General features: G+C 64.8%; 11 protein-coding genes and 1 tRNA gene. 6 read left to right on the top strand and 6 right to left on the bottom strand.

Annotated elements, in window-relative coordinates; genetic code table 11:
- Nucleotides 1–227: 227 nt before the first annotated feature.
- Nucleotides 228–722 (top strand): DUF892 family protein, encoded by a 495-nt coding sequence (locus E4S61_RS12635; protein ID WP_135304289.1) that lies wholly within the window; start codon nucleotides 228–230, stop codon nucleotides 720–722.
- Between the two features lie 187 nt (nucleotides 723–909).
- Complete coding sequence (locus E4S61_RS12630) at nucleotides 910–2,337, top strand: DUF389 domain-containing protein (RefSeq protein WP_135304288.1); 1,428 nt, start codon at nucleotides 910–912, stop codon at nucleotides 2,335–2,337.
- 14 nt (nucleotides 2,338–2,351) lie between these two features.
- Here the strand turns inward: E4S61_RS12630 and E4S61_RS12625 are convergent, their stop codons facing one another.
- Complete coding sequence (locus E4S61_RS12625) at nucleotides 2,352–2,873, bottom strand: hypothetical protein (protein ID WP_135304287.1); 522 nt, start codon at nucleotides 2,871–2,873, stop codon at nucleotides 2,352–2,354.
- Between the two features lie 234 nt (nucleotides 2,874–3,107).
- Between E4S61_RS12625 and E4S61_RS12620 the strand changes: the two genes are divergently transcribed.
- Nucleotides 3,108–3,431, top strand: coding sequence for a hypothetical protein (locus tag E4S61_RS12620; RefSeq protein WP_135304286.1), 324 nt, complete (start codon nucleotides 3,108–3,110; stop codon nucleotides 3,429–3,431).
- A 241-nt stretch (nucleotides 3,432–3,672) separates the two neighbouring features.
- The gene (locus E4S61_RS12615) at nucleotides 3,673–5,403 is read left to right on the top strand and encodes a cation:proton antiporter (RefSeq protein ID WP_135304285.1); all 1,731 of its coding nucleotides are present in this window, start codon (nucleotides 3,673–3,675) and stop codon (nucleotides 5,401–5,403) included.
- 64 nt (nucleotides 5,404–5,467) lie between these two features.
- On the opposite strand, the gene E4S61_RS12610 is transcribed toward E4S61_RS12615, so the two are convergent.
- Entirely contained in the window at nucleotides 5,468–5,995 is a 528-nt protein-coding gene (locus E4S61_RS12610) for an HPP family protein (RefSeq protein ID WP_135304284.1), read from the bottom strand.
- Between the two features lie 126 nt (nucleotides 5,996–6,121).
- Between E4S61_RS12610 and E4S61_RS12605 the strand changes: the two genes are divergently transcribed.
- On the top strand, nucleotides 6,122–7,492 hold the full coding sequence (locus E4S61_RS12605) for a TIGR00341 family protein (RefSeq protein WP_135304283.1): 1,371 nt from the start codon (nucleotides 6,122–6,124) through the stop codon (nucleotides 7,490–7,492).
- A 160-nt stretch (nucleotides 7,493–7,652) separates the two neighbouring features.
- Here E4S61_RS12605 and E4S61_RS12600 read toward each other — a convergent pair whose 3' ends face one another.
- From E4S61_RS12600 to E4S61_RS12585, 4 genes are all read right to left on the bottom strand, one after another.
- Nucleotides 7,653–9,149, bottom strand: a complete 1,497-nt coding sequence (locus E4S61_RS12600) for an HPP family protein (RefSeq protein ID WP_245180716.1) — start codon at nucleotides 9,147–9,149, stop codon at nucleotides 7,653–7,655.
- A gap of 728 nt (nucleotides 9,150–9,877) precedes the next feature.
- Nucleotides 9,878–9,951 (bottom strand) — tRNA-Ile (locus tag E4S61_RS12595).
- Nucleotides 9,952–10,033: 82 nt separating this feature from the next.
- Nucleotides 10,034–10,576, bottom strand: a complete 543-nt coding sequence (locus E4S61_RS12590; RefSeq protein ID WP_135304282.1) for an FxsA family protein — start codon at nucleotides 10,574–10,576, stop codon at nucleotides 10,034–10,036.
- A gap of 72 nt (nucleotides 10,577–10,648) precedes the next feature.
- Nucleotides 10,649–12,028, bottom strand: coding sequence for a cytochrome P450 (locus E4S61_RS12585; RefSeq protein WP_135304281.1), 1,380 nt, complete (start codon nucleotides 12,026–12,028; stop codon nucleotides 10,649–10,651).
- A 120-nt stretch (nucleotides 12,029–12,148) separates the two neighbouring features.
- On the opposite strand from E4S61_RS12585, the gene E4S61_RS12580 reads away from it, so the two are divergent.
- The gene (locus E4S61_RS12580) at nucleotides 12,149–13,759 is read left to right on the top strand and encodes a DUF255 domain-containing protein (RefSeq protein ID WP_135304280.1); all 1,611 of its coding nucleotides are present in this window, start codon (nucleotides 12,149–12,151) and stop codon (nucleotides 13,757–13,759) included.
- Nucleotides 13,760–13,832: the final 73 nt, after the last annotated feature.

The raw sequence follows: 13,832 nt of genomic DNA, 5'->3' as shown, positions 1-13,832 counted from the left end.
TTATGCCATTCCCTTGGATAAGCCCTGACCTTGAATTTGAATAGCGAAAACTCGGCTTTCAATCTCTAACGACCCCTCCACAGAAGACAGTCTGTATGGCTCACCAATCCGCGTGGCCCGACGACTTGCGGCCCGAACGACTGCTGACATGTCGTGTCACCGCCTCGCCCATATCCCTGCCTTCGCAGGCAGACCGCTTACCGAACGAGCGCCCCTCTCTTCTATCGATGGCACCATCCGACCTACACGACCTGTTCACGCACAACCTCGAAGACATCTACTACGCAGAGAACGAACTCCTCGACGCCCTCGACGAACTGGAGAGCCAGACGGAGAACGAGGACATCGCGTCCGCGTTCAGCGAGCACCGCGAGGAGACGCAGGGCCACATCGACCGGCTGGAGGAAGCCTTCGACATCCTCGGCAAGGAACCCGAACGCGAGGAGTGTGAGGGCATCGAGGGTCTCATCAAGGAACACGAGGAGTTCACCGACGAGGGCCCGGAACAGGACGTGCTGGACGTCCACAACCTCATCGCGGCCCAGAAGACCGAACACTACGAGATCGCCGCCTACGGGAACCTGGCGATGCTCGCCGACCGACTCGGCGAGGACGAGGTCGGCGACCTCCTCCACGAGAACCTGGAAGAAGAGGAGGATGCGCTCGACGAACTCTCCTCGCTCGCGGAGAGCTTCGACTACGGGCAGATCGCAGCCGACTGACGCAGCACGGTTCTCCGTCTCATCGCCGCTCGTTTTTTCGCTGAAACGGTCACGTCGATGCCCGTAATTACGCGAGCGCCTTCCCGACAGTAAGCTCGACGGCGCGAGCGACAGCTATCGCTTTAACCAGGTGCTAATCCAGCGATAGCGCCCACATATACAACTGGCCTCGTTTTGAGACGTTCCTATGAAGCTCATCCAGTTGTTCGTCCCGACCGAGGACCGCACGGCGGTTCGGGACGAGCTGGCGGAGATGGATATCGAATTCGTCTTCGCCGACGAGGACACGCACCGGGGCGGCAGTATCGCACAGATACCGGTCCCGGCGGGCGCTGTCGATACCGTTCTCTCGCGGCTGTACGACGTCGGGCTCGACGAGGACACCTACACCGTGGTCACCGACGTCGACCGCGCGACGGTTCCGAACGTCGACGAGTTGACCGAGAAGTACGTCGACGGACCGAAAGGCGCTCGCGGCGCGTCCCACCCGGAAATTCGAGAGCGCGCGGCGGACCTCACGCCGGATACGGCGACCTACACGGCGTTCGCGGCGCTGAGCGCTATCGTCGCGGTCGGCGGCCTCTTGCTCGATTCGGCCATCGTCATCGTCGGTGCGATGGTCATCGCGCCCTTCGCCGGGTCGACGCTCTCCGCGAGCGTCGGTCTGGTCATCAGCGACCGGGAGATGGTCGTCGACAGCGTCACCTCGCAGGTCGTCGGGCTGGTCATCGCGTACGTCGGTGCGGTAGCGATGGGCGTATTCTTACAGCAGACCGGGTTCGTTCCCTCGACGCTCGACGTCTCGCTCGTCACGCAGGTCGCCGCGTTCGCCACGCCGAACTCGCTGACGCTGGCTATCGCAATCGCGGCCGGTCTGGCGGGCGCGCTCGCACTGGCGACGGACCTCCCCGTCTCTATCGCCGGCGTGGCCGTCGCCGCGGCCATCGTCCCCGCTGCCGCCGCTGCCGGCATCGGGACGGCGTGGGGCGAACCGCTGCTCGTCCTCGGTGCAGTCGTACTCCTGTTGATGAACATCGTCTTCATCAACCTCGCCGCGTATCTCGCGCTTGTCTCGCTTGGCTACCGCTCGTCGGTCATCCGGAGCGTCCGCGAGAACGCTGCCGTCTCGGTCCGGTCGGGCGCGTACGCGGCCGTCATCGTCGTCTTCGCCATCGTCATCGCGCTGACGAGCGTCGGAACCTACCAACACGTCGTCTACGAACAGGAGGTCAATCAAGAAGTGGAGGCGGTCCTCGCCGATTCGGAGTACCGCTCGATCGAACTGGTCAGCGTCAAGACGGGGTACAACGACATGAATCTCCTCGGCCGCGACGAGTCGGTGACGGTGACGGTCAGTCGGTCGAGCGACGCCCAGTACGAGTTACTCGACGAGAACATCCAATCGAACGTCTCTCGGGCGACCGACCGTCCGGTGACGGTGCAGGTCCGATTCCTCGACTTCCAGCAGGCACAGGCTCAATCACAGGGGGCCGACGAGACGCCGCAGGTCGACGGCTTCGGGACTCGAATCGCCAACTGGGCCGACGCGGTGTGGGAGCGACTGACCGGTGTAGTCGGCACCGCGGGCACCGCTCGGTGTGTCGGCGTCTGTTGAGCGAGGTCCGACGGTTACGACGGGAGTTCGGCCGTCACGCTGGGGAGGTCACGCTGAAGCGTTCCGAGAGGGATACGCTTCGTCGAAGGGATGTCCAGCCACGCCTCGGTCGTGAGCGACCCGTCGACGTGGAGCGAGTCTGTCGGCCCCTCCGCGGGGAGGTGCCGTTCGACGCGGACGGCCTCCTCGGTGCCGCTCTCGATCATCGACCGCGAGATGTTCACTGGCGGCGGCCCGTGGGCATCCGCCGACCAGAGCACGTTCGCGACCGTCTGTGACTCCTCTGTGTACCCCAGTCGGACGTTCACGGCGTTGACGGTGAGGTCGACTGGCAGTTCGTTGGTGACCGAGACCTGAATCCGAACGTCCGAGGCGTCGTCGCCCTCGAACTCGACGGTCATGTCACCGATATCTATGTCCCGTTCCATCCTGTCTTCGAGATTCTGGACGATGTTCTCAGAGAACCGCCAGCCGAGGATGGGGACGTACCTGAGGTAGCGTGCTGCCCACGCCAGTGCCCACAAGCGAATGATCATACCACTTGGTGACTACGGCGGCCCAATAGGCTATCGCCTGCGTGTTCGGCTCTCCGAATCGGCTCCAGCCGAGAGAACCTACCTGTGCGACCGGGTCGCACACTCGCCTCCGTTCCTGCTTGCGATTGGCACGCTCGAGACCGTAGCTGCCGCAGATCGTGAAACGGTTGGAACGTTGTATTACTGTATCGATAACTACGGTATGCGCTCGTCTACCAAACGTTGGGGTCTCCTATGACCCAAGCACGGAACGGATCCAACGACACCAACCAGCACAGGGACGAACAGAAGAAGTCCGCGCAGACCCAACAGCAGCCGCGGCAGGGCGACGACTCCGTCGAAAACGCGACGTCTTGGTTCGCTAACGCGGCGGTCAGAACGGGACTGACGCTCATCGGTGGCGTCGTCCTGCTGTTCGCGCTCGGTCAGGCGGTCGGTCTCCCGCTCCTCGAGCTGGTGACCGATGCACTCACCTCCCAGACCGGGCAGTGGCTCGTGGTCGCCTTCTTCGCAGTCCTGCTCATCGGTGCGGCCCAGAAGGCCAGACCGGCAGGTTGACGTTCGTGGTTCTGCTCCCGACCAATTTTTGTGCGACAGACGCGCCCGCTACCGTGCTATCTGTCTCGTAGAGTACCGACCGTGACGGGCCTGAGAGCGGTGTTGGACGAGGCACAGTCGATACGTAACGCATCTTCAGTCGGTCTGTACGCTCGTCTTCGACCGCACGTCCGCGAGCAACGGACCGAACGCCTGCAACAGGCAGGCAACTTATCCGGAAGCGACGAGTCGTAGCGAACACATGGACCCGGTCGTGCTTGCCGTCGAGACCAGCCCTATCGAGAGTCTGTTGTTGGAGTTGCTTCCCGTCTTCATCATCGCGGCTGGCGTCGGGATCTTCGTCGCCAAGATCGGGCGCTTTCCCTATACTATCGCGCTCTTGCTCGCCGGGTTCGCCATCTCAGTGCTGGGTGTGGATATCGACATCAATCTCACGCACGACCTCATCTTGCTCGTCCTCCTCCCGCCGCTGTTGTTCGAGGGGGCGGCGACGACGGACCTGGAACGACTGCGGCGCAACATCGGCCCGGTGCTGGCGATGGCCGTCGTCGGATTGGTCATCTCCATCGCGATCCTTGGGTATATCGGCCAGTACGCGTTTGGATTCCCGCTGCTCACCGCGCTCCTGTTCGCCGCGATGGCGCTCCCGACCGACCCCGTGAGCGTCCTCGCTCTCTTCGAGGAACTGGGCGCACCCGAACGCCTCTCCGTGCTCGTCGAGGGCGAGTCGCTCGTCAACGACGGCGTCGGCGTCGTCATCTTCTCGACGTTCTTCGTCCTGATACAGGACGGAGCGGACCCAGCGGAGCTGTTCACCGTCGGCGGACTGACCGAGTTGGGACTACAGATGGTCGTCTCCAGCGTCGGCGGCCTGCTCGTCGGCTTCGCGGCCGGGTACGCCGTCTACACCGTGATGGCGAACCTAGACGAGAACATGACCGAGACGGTGCTCGCCTTCATCCTCGCCTACGGGTCGTTCCTGCTGGCCGAACACTACCTCGGCGTCTCGGGCGTGATCGCGACGGTCGTCTCGGGGCTGCTCATCGGGAACCGCGGCGCTGAGAAGGCGATGACTCCCCAGACGAAGATCACCGTCTTCAACTCGCTGGAGACCGGGGCGTTCATCGTCAATACGTTCATCTTCCTGATGATTGGCGTCGAGACGCCCATCGGTGACTTCCTGCAGTACGGAGAACACGTCCTGCTCGCCATCCCACTCGTCCTGCTGGCGCGGACGGCCGCCGTCTACCCGCTGACGGCGCTGGTCAACCGCGTCACGAAACCGGAAGTCCCGATGGGCTACCAGCACGTGATGCTATGGGGCGGCCTCCACGGGTCGATTCCCATCGCGCTCGTGCTCGGCCTGCCCAACGGCTTCCCGATGCGTCAACAACTGCTGGCGATGGTGTTCGGCGTCGCCGCCTTCTCACTGGTCGTCCAGGGGCTCACGATGGGAACCTTGCTCGACCGTCTCGGCGTCGTGACGCGGTCTGACGCCGAGGAATTGTACGAACTCCTCGTCGGCCGCGCTCGTGCGGTGGACGCGGCGCTGGAGGCCGCCGAAGAACTGGACGCCAGCGGCGACATCCCGACGGAGGTCTATCAGGACTTCAAAGCGGAGTACAGTCGGGAGAAAGACGCGCTCAACGACGCCGTCGCCGAACTGCTACGCGAACACCACGAACTCCGCCACGAGCAAGTGCTCCAAGGCGAACGGCGCGTCCTCGCTGAGGAGAAGAGTGCCATCATGGATGCCGCCCGCCGAGGTGTCATCGCCGACGACGTGGGCGAACGCCTGCTGGAGGAGACGAACCTGAAACTCGACCGCGTCCGAGGCGGCGAATCGACGGTCCATGGCGAACACGAAGGATACGAGGAGTTCTGGCGCTCTCGTGCCGACGAGTTCGGCCTGCAAATCGACGAGAGCGAGGACGAAGCGGAGGGCGACGACGGCGACGCCAGTCCGTCGTAACACAAGAGCAACAGCCGCCCCGAAGCGGTGACAGCCCACGCTTCGACGGCCCGGACCGTGGACGTTACTGCGGTGGTTCCTCGACACCGGTCGTCGGGAGGAGGTGGTCGGCGACGACGAGGACACAGATGGCGAACAGGATGATGCCGGCTTCGAGGGCGCTGGTGAGCAGGCCAAGCCCGACGATGAGCGTCGTCGCACAGGCCGGCGCGTGCCGGAGGTCGGTTCTGAGCATCGCAAAACTCGTCAACGCCACCGAGAGGAAGCCGGCGGCGACGAGTTGGAGTCCCGGCATCGACAACGCGGGCGGGATGTCGGTGACCGACAGACCAGGTGCGATAGTGTGGTACGCAAGGAGGCCGCTGACGACGCCGAAGAAGTGACCGCCGAGCGCGCGCTGCCACTGACTCGTCGCTGCCGACGGCGTCACTGCGAGCGCGTACGCCGACGGCCCGAGACTTGGAAAGAGGAACGGCTGTCCCGTTCCCCACGCCAACAGGATGAGCACGACGAGGAGACTGCACGTCCGCCCCGTTGAGAGGAGCGCGTCACTCGTCGTCGGCTGCTCTTCGAGTGGCTCGAAAACCTCCATAGTGCCGCGCTAGCCATCCGGACTGAAAGGAACAGTGGTTGCAAATCCCGAGCGAGAGCGCCGGTAGCCGAACTCCCCTTGGAGTGCAGGCGACGCTTTCTTTCCGCTGGTTGGGCAAGAGACGGTGTGCGACTCATCCAGCTACGTGTCGGTGATGAGGAAGAAGACGCAGTCATCGACGTGCTGGACGAGGAAAACATCGAGCACATCGCCGCTGCCGAACGCGACGACAGCGACGCGATCATCCTCTACTTCCCGCTCCCCGATGGTGCGGTCGAGAAGGTGCTGGACCGCCTCTACGACGCCGGACTCGACGAGGACGCCTTCACCATCATCACCGACATCCAGTCGGCCACCACGCCCACGTTCGACGAACTGGAGAGCAAGTACACGCAGGGACCGGACGACGAAGTCGGCCTCTCGCATGCGACGCTTCGAGCGAACGCCCGCGAGGTGACGCCGGGACGAGCGATGTTCGTCATCTTCGCCGCGCTCAGCGCCATCGTCGCCGCCGCGGGACTGATGCTCGATTCGGCCATCGTCATCGTCGGCGCGATGGTCATCTCGCCCTTTGCCGGCTCGGCGCTGTCGGCCAGCGTCGGGGCGGTCATCGGCGACTACCCGTCGATTCTCGACAGCATCAAATCGCAACTGCTCGGTCTCGTCGTCGCCGTCACCGCCTCGACGGCGGCTGCCGCCGTCTTCAAGTGGGGCTACCTCGTCCCGCCGAACCTTGCGATCGAGAACATCTCGCAGGTCAGCGCCTTCTCGATTCCCATCGTGCTCACCTACGTCATCGCCATCTTCGCCGGCGCGGCCGGCGCGCTGGCACTGGCGACTGACCTCGACGTCTCGCTCGCCGGTGTCGCCGTCGCCGCAGCCATCGTCCCCGCCGCCGCCGCTGTCGGTATCGGTATCATCTGGCGAGACCCGACGGTGGTCTTCGGCGCGCTGGTCTTGCTGTTGATGAACCTCCTCCTCATCAACCTCTCGGCATACGTCTCGCTCATGCTGTTTGGCTACCGCTCGTCTCCCTCGACACGGCTCGTAGAGTACGTCACTCTCGACCCACGAGCCGTCGGCTACGCCGTCGTCGGTGCGGTCGTCCTCGTTGCCCTCCTCGGGGCAATCGCCAGCACGTATCAGTACCTCGCCTTCGTCGAGACGGCCAATCACAACGTCGAGGACGTCCTGACCCAACAGCGCTACGAGGAACTCGAACTCATCGACGTCCAGACCGACTACGGGGCACAGCTCCTGCGAAAGGGCGACAGCGACACCGTCTCCATCGTCGTCGGCCGAAGCTCGGATCGGAACTATTCGGCACTGTCGGCGACGCTCCAACGGGAGATCGCCGAGGATACGCCGCGGGAGGTTGCGGTGGAGGTGCAGTTTGCGGACTACCAGCGAACTGGGCCGGCGACGCCACAGTCGTCGCTCTCGGCGACGAGGCCAGGGCCTCGATCGGTAATACTGGAACCCGGTTTCTCGACCTGACCTACCTCATCTCTCTCGGAGGCCGAACGTATCACACGGACAGCGTGTTCGAGTGGCTCGACGGTCACCGAAAAGACGCGCTCGCAGAGTGGCTACGGGATTCGATACCTTCCGATAGCACCTCGGGAGCGCCCGTCTCGCGCACACAGATTAGTGTGCATCAGCCGCGGTGGACGAGAGCCAGGTCGCAGTCGATATGGCCGATGCTCTCGAACGTCGGCGGGGTGACAAATCGCGAGGCGACGCTGCGGTCGGTACTCGCTCCGAGCATGACCAGATCGTACTGCGGGGCGACCGTTCCGAGGAAGTCTTCGATAGACGACCGCGGGATGCGCGTTTCCACGTCACCCGAGAACGGTTCGATCAGATAGCTGAGCATGCTCTCCGCGCGGTTCCGTTCTGCTTCGCTTTCGATACAGTGACAGACGCTGACCTGTCCCCACGACCCGACGAGCGTGGTCGCGAACTCGATCATCCTGTTGGCGAGGTCGCCGCCGTGACGCACCGGAGCGAGGACACGTTCCCAGCGCGAACGGCCCTCGACGGCGCGGTGAATCACCGCGTCGGTATCTCCGGTGAACAGTTCGGTGATAAACGGCGACAGGCTCCCGTCCTGTTCCTCGTAGGCCGTTACGATCAGGTCGCAGTCGGCGTCCCGGGCCGTCTCTAACACTGTGGTTGCCGGATTTTCGCCGGCAGCGACGATCACTTCACAGGGGATATCCAGCCTGCTGGTGATGTGATCGGCTTCGGCTTCGAGCCGGGCGACTGCCTCTTCGCACGCGCGTTGGGTGGCGAGCTGCGTCGGCGTCATTCTCCTGGCGGCCGATGGGCTCGGTGCGTCACTGTTCTCGCGAGTTCTCTCGTAGATGTCGCGTTCGCGCTCGGCGATCGCCGCGTCGTCGACGATGTCCAACAGCACTACCTCGCCGGGGTCATCACCCCCGACGAGTCGCCCGGCCAGCAACGAGGTCGACCGCTGGTGGTTCTCGCGCACCGGGACGAGCACCCGGCTCTCTTCAGTCGTCGTCCGGTAGAGATACCGCGACCGCTGCCGGAAGAACCGCTGTTTCCAGACCACGAATACGCTGGCCACGAGCACGGACGAGACGACGATACTGGTGACATACGCCAGTTGTGAGGTCTTCGTGACGAGCACCAGTAGAGCCGTCGAGAACGCTGCCGGCTCCTCGATGTCGAAGCTCCAGGTGACGACGCCGGTCAGTAACACGCTCAAGGCCGCGCCAGCCGCGTCGATGCGGAGCGCTCCGATCGACATGCCGTGGATGAGCACCCCGACTTCGAGTGCGATCCACCCACAGACCGCGCCGGTCGTGAGGCCGGCGACGAAGCGCTTGGGCGATGCGAACCTCCCCGTGGGATTCGCAAAGAGCGTGTACGTTCCGGATGCCAGTGGCGGAAACAGGAGAAAGGAGAGCTGACTGACGGTGTTCGAGATGAGTGTCACGACGCCGATCAGCAGCGGGACGAACAGTACGATAGAGAGATGGATGAGGTTCTGGGTATTCTCGATCCAGGCGCGGAAGAGCTTGAATTTCCGTCGTTCGAACCGCCTCGCTCGCCTGACGTTACGCCGCTTGAACCGTTTCACGGAGCGATAGAGGGAGTGAAACCGCTCTCTCAACATATCGTTCATGATTATTAGTTGAAGACAACGACAGTAAAACCATTGCGGGAGAGCGAGCCACCGCTCGGTAGCGCTCGGTGAGCGTCCGAACGCTCAGTCCCAGGTTCGTTCAGGACGGCTGTGACGCTGTGGTCGCACTCGGGACAGGACTGCATCTCGTCGACAATGGACACCGTTTCACAGTTCGCGCATTCGTAGAGAGTCGCTGCGTTCTGCGGCGCGGTCTGTTCTGGGGCTCCGTCGCTGTCGTTGTCCGGGAAGATGGTTTTCAACCGATCCAGAGAGGAGGGCCATACAACACCACGCACCTGCTGTCGGCACTCACGGGCACGGGCGTAGACGGACTCGATCTTGTTGAGGCAGTTGTCGTGACAGTGGATACACCGATAGGCCGTGTACCGACTCCAGTCGGTCGTCTCGTCGTGTGCATGGGGAACGTTGGGCTTGTGTTTCTCCGGCAGGTGCTCGTGGGTCGTACCGAGTCAAGCCGGGCTTGAACCAGACCCCAGAGGCTCACCGAAGGCAGCGTCGTCGGGATTACTCATCCCGATCGCCTCGGAAAACGCCACGGACCGCTGGTGAGCCGTAGTAAACGCCAACGGCAGACGTGCCGACAAGGCGAGCTTGCGAATTGCGCAGAATCGTCTCGGCGGTGGTTTCTCGAAACCGTCGAAAATCGACGAAAGACCATCTGTCGGGCGTAATTCAGTGGGGCCAGAAACGGGACGGAACGGGTATGGGCCAACGCGGATTTGAACCGCGAACCTCCCGGTTATCAGCCGAGCGCTCAACCTGATTGAGCTATTGGCCCAGATGAGCGCGTTTTGGTGTACCCGAGGGGTATAGAAAAGGGTAACGTTTCGGAATACCGGGTGGGAAACCGCACCAGGGCGTCAGTTCCCGTCGCGTTCCTCGAAGTCCACGTCGGTGGCGTCGTCTCTGTCGAAGCCAGCGTCGTTCGGGGACCCACCGCTCGGGCCGGTCGGGCCGTCGGAGCCGGTCGCCTGGCCGCCCTCGTTGGGGAAGCCGCCGATGTACACCTGGCCGCTGGCGAAGCCGCCGGTTTTCGCGTCGATGTAGGGGCGGACGACCCAGCGGCGCGTCGCGGCGCGGATGGGGTAGCGCGTGAGCGGCACCGCGAGCAGGAGGCCGACGAAGTCCGTCACGAGGCCGGGCGTGAGGAAGAACGCCCCGGCGGCGATGAGCAGGCCGCCGTCGATGAGTTCGTCCGTCGGTACCTCGCCGGTCGCCAGTTTCCGCTGGATGGACTGTAAAGTCGCGCGTCCTTCCGCACGGACCAGTAGCATTCCGACGAGCGCCGTGAGGACGACGAGCGCCACCGTCACCAGCGACCCGAGGAACGGAATCGCCACCGTCACCAGCAGCACGATGTCGAACAGCGGGATGAGCAACAACAGCCCGATGACCCGGAGCATACCCTCGCTTGCAGGTCCGGCCCCAAACGCCTTTCGAGAGGTGGCGAAGAGACGGGGCCGTTGCCCGGCTACTCAGTCCCGCTCGTGGACGCGGACTCGCACCGGGTCCGTCGGCGAAAGCGTGATCCGCATCGCCAAGTTCAGCGGCGGTTCGGTCACGGCCTCGAAGCGAAAGCGCTGGGCGAGCGTAGCGATGGCGAGTTTGGCCTCCATCCGGGCGAAGCGCATCCCGATGCAGTGGCGCGGGCCGCCGCCGAAGGGGTAGTAGGCGTAATCGGGCAATTCAGCCTCGAACTCGTCGGTCCAGCGCTCGGGCCGAAAGGCGTCGGGGTCGTCGTACCACCGCTCGTCGCGGTGGACGAGCCATTGGGGAATCGTCAGCTGCGCGTCTGCTTCGATGTCGTACCCGCCGAGCGTCACTGGACGTGTGGGCTGCCGGAACGTCGTAAACGCCGGCGGGTAGAGACGTAACACCTCGGTCAGCACCGAGTCGAGGTACGGCAACTCGAAGAGGTCGGCGGGCGTCGGGTCGTCGTCGCCGAGCGTCTCGTCGAGTTCCTCGTGGAGCCGCCGCTGTCTCTCTGGATTGTTCCCGAGCAGGAACCACGCGTAGGTTAGCGTCAGCGCCGTCGTGTCGTGACCCGCCACCAGAAACGTCAGCAGCTGATGGCCCAGTCGCTCGCGGTCCATCGTCTCCTCGTCGAGCGAGAGTAACAGCGAGAGCACGTCGTCGCGGGCCTCGCGCGTTTCGGCGGCCTCGGCCTGTCGTTCGGCGATGACATCGTCGAGCGTCGCCTCGAAGGCCGCGCGGGTCCGCTTGACCCGGCGGTTGCTCGGTGTCGGAACGTCGAGGGGAACGTACGCCGACAGCGAACTGGGGTCGGTCCGCGTTCGAAGCGAGTCCAGCAGGGGTTCGAGCGTCGCGGCGGTCCGCTCGACGTTGATGTCGAGCAGCGTCTTCCCGAGGATACGAAGCGTGAGCGACTGCATCTCGGGCAGCAGGTCGAACCGCTCGCCGTCGTCCCACCCGGCGGCCGTCTCGGCGGTGAAGTCGGTCATCGTCTCGCCGTAGGTGGCGATGCGCTCGCGGTAGAAGGCCGGTTGCAGCGCGGTCCGCTGGCGCTGCCACTCCTCGCCCTCCAGCAGAAAGAGGCCCTTTCCGATGAACTCCCCGAGCGTGTCTCGGAGGAGTCGGCCCTTCTCGTAGTCGCCCTCGTTAGTGACCAGCACCTCCTCGACGAGGTCGGGGTGGGTGAGGAAGTAGCCCGTCGTCCTGGCGACGTTGTAGCCGACCACATCGGCGTCCATCGCGCCGACTCGATCGTAGAAGCCGAGCGGGTCCCGCAGCATCGAGAGCGTGTTGTCGAGGAGGGGGACCCGACCGAGGCGGGGCGGTCGGTCGCCCGGTGTTATCGGTCCGCGCTGTGTCGGCTGGACCTGTTCGGGGCACATACTTGGAGTTGTCACTCCGACGGAATCGGTCTTTCGCCGCATCCTGGTCGCTAGCGTTCCCGAAACTGCGAATCGTCCCGGAGTGAGAGGGCCTTTGTACGGCCATCACCGAGACGGCGTATGGACGAGTTCGCGGCGGAGACGAAAGTCGAGTGGCGCGAGTGGGGACCGGCGGCGTTCGAACGCGCCGCCGGCAGCGGCAAGCCCATCCTGCTGTCGCTGACGGTTCCTTGGAGCGCCGAGTGCCGGGCGATGGACCGCGGCGTGTTCGGCGAGCCGCGCATCGCGGCCAACATCAACGACGGGTTCGTCCCCGTCCGCGTCGACGCCGACCGGAATCCCCGCGTGCGCGAACGCTACACGATGGGTGGCTTCCCCTCGACAGTGTTTCTCACTCCTGAGGGAGAGGTCATCACCGGCGCGACGTTTCTCGGTCCCGAGGGGTTCCGGGGCATCCTCGATAGCGTGCGCGAGTCCTGGGATGCGAAAGGAGCGGCGGCCGGGTCGATTCCACGGCAGCTGCGGGACGAAGAACCCCCGGCCGGGGAGATGCGCCCGCGCATCGAGGAACACATGATCGAGCAGTTGCTCGGCGCGTTCGACGAGGAGTTCGGCGGCTGGGGAACCGACGTGAAGTTTCCGCTCCCTCGCACTATCGAGTTCGCGCTAGTGCGCGCCCGCGACCAGGCGACGCGCACACTCGAAGCTGTCCGAACGCATCTCCTCGATACCTACGACGGCGGCTTCTTCCGCTACGGGACCGGTCGCGACTGGTCGAACCCGCGCCGGGAGAAACTCACGGACGAGAACGCGGCGCTGGTGCGGGCGTTCGCCCACGGCTATCGCTACACCGGGACCGACGCCTACCGCGACGCCGCCCGGCGGACCGTCGAGTACCTGACGACCGACCTCTGGACCGGCGAGGCTTTCGCGGCCAGTCAGGCCGGCGACGACGACTACTATCAGCTCGGTGCGAGCGAGCGGGAGTCGCGCGAGGCCCCACACGTCGACGAGACGGTGTTCGCCGGCCGGAACGGACTGGCCATCGACGGATTGCTGTGGTTCCACGCTTACACGGACGACGAGCGCGCCGAGCGGTACGCGCAACGGGCGCGCGATCACGTCTGTGAGACACTCGTCGCCGACGGCGAGGTGGCTCACTACGCTGACGGCGACAGCGACGCCGGCCTCCTATCGGACCAGGCGCAGTTGCTCCAGGGACTGACCACGAGTTGGCAGGTCCTCGGCGAGGGCGGTCCGGCCGAGGCCGTCGCCGACTGGACTATCGAACACCGCCAGCAGGACAGCGGCGCGTTCCGCGACGGTCCCGATACGGGCGCGGGACTCTGTGGCCGCTCGCTCCACCCGCTCGACGCCACGGTGGAACTGGCAGACGCGCTCGTCGACCTCTCGGCACTCACCGGCGAGGACCGCTACCGCGAGGTGGCGACCGAGGCCGTCGAGTCCTTCGCCGGGGCGGCCGAGCGCATGGGCGTCGAGGTGGCCGGCTACGCCGGCGTCGCGGCCCGGCTGCTCGACCCGCAGCGACTGGTCGTCGGCACCGAAGCCGGCACCGACCTCCACCGGGCGGCGCTCCGACTGGCCGACCACGAGACGACGGTCGTCCCCGATCCCGACGGCGACGGGACCGCCTGCCGATACGAGGGTGACGCCGTCACGGCCGAGGCGTCCGCTCCCGCCGACCTCGAAGCGGCACTGACCGGCGACTAACTGATCGGCGACTGGGCGGCGACCAGCCGCCGACTACCCCCGCGCGATGAACCGTGAGCAACGTGGACAAACG

Source organism: Haloarcula amylovorans (assembly GCF_004681185.1).
Lineage (GTDB): Archaea > Halobacteriota > Halobacteria > Halobacteriales > Haloarculaceae > Haloarcula > Haloarcula amylovorans.
Note: the sequence above shows the minus strand (reverse complement) of the source record. Positions and strands in the feature narration are given on the sequence as shown.